The 877-nt window shown below is 42.8% G+C and carries 2 protein-coding genes; both read right to left on the bottom strand.

Annotated features, from left to right (window positions below; all coding sequences use genetic code 11):
* Positions 1-33: 33 nt before the first annotated feature.
* The gene (locus Q1A70_RS20180) at positions 34-372 is read right to left on the bottom strand and encodes a hypothetical protein (RefSeq protein WP_299695820.1); all 339 of its coding nucleotides are present in this window, start codon (positions 370-372) and stop codon (positions 34-36) included.
* Complete coding sequence (locus tag Q1A70_RS20175; RefSeq protein ID WP_299695818.1) at positions 365-811, bottom strand: tyrosine-type recombinase/integrase; 447 nt, start codon at positions 809-811, stop codon at positions 365-367. Before Q1A70_RS20175 ends, Q1A70_RS20180 begins: the two co-directional genes overlap by 8 nt.
* Positions 812-877: the final 66 nt, after the last annotated feature.

Here is an 877-nt window from a genome sequence, read left to right as displayed (position 1 = left end):
TGAAGTACACCTAAACCCAGAAAGAGAAGCTGCTTAATAAGTAAGCAAATGATGACAACTACCTTGAAAAACGCCGAAACACTCTACGTGTGACATGGGTGGAGGGCTTACGAGCCCTGCAATTTCTCTCAGTGTTTCAAAGTCACCAAACAGTGCCTGCTGTGTTTGCCAATCTATTCCTAATGCCATTAATGACATAGATCTTGTGCTTGGTTTATCTTCTAGGCGCTCAAAAAGCTGATAGAGGCAGTGGATATCTTGATAGTTATACTGTTTCGATAAAGCAAGCAACGAGGTTTCATCCCCTTCAAAATAGCTTTGCTTGAACGCCTTATAAACCGTGTGCAACTCATCATAGTTGAACTTACTCATGTGAGCCTCCCAGTTGAAGTGAGAACTGGTTAACCGCACTAAGCATAAGTTTCAGTTTTGTTTGCTTACCATATCGGCCAAATGTCATTGAGGGGTGATGATGGCCAACGATATCAGCGACTGTAGACTCAGCCACTTCCTTTTGCTTAAGAACATCAATGAAAGTGTGACGGAGGGAGTATGCAGTAGGGCGTTGCCCTGCTTTCAATCCGATCTTAGATAGGATTCTGCCGAATTGTTGGCAATATTGTTGGCTCCAGTCCTTGTTGAGACCCAGTGGCTTGTAATCGAATAGACCGGTTTTGCTATTGTTCTTACGAAGCTCAACATACTCAAGAAAGCCATGTTTGATTAGACTCTGATGAATGGGGACTTGTCGCAAAGCATAACGATTCTTGATCCGCTGTCCGTGACCTCCATCTGTTACGTTTAATACCAATCTAAGTAAAAATATGATCTAATTGAGGCTGTTACTTCTTCGTGAAAAAAGACGCTATGGACAGCC

The sequence above is a fragment of the uncultured Vibrio sp. genome (genome assembly GCF_947488985.1).
Taxonomy (GTDB): domain Bacteria; phylum Pseudomonadota; class Gammaproteobacteria; order Enterobacterales; family Vibrionaceae; genus Vibrio.
The sequence above is the reverse complement of the archived record's forward strand: the minus strand, read 5'-3'. Positions and strand labels throughout refer to the sequence as shown.

Coding starts and splice junctions, on each gene's coding strand:
- Q1A70_RS20180 (WP_299695820.1), bottom strand. CDS start 372: ATGAGTAAGTTCAACTATGATGAGTTGCACACGGTTTATAAGGCGTTC.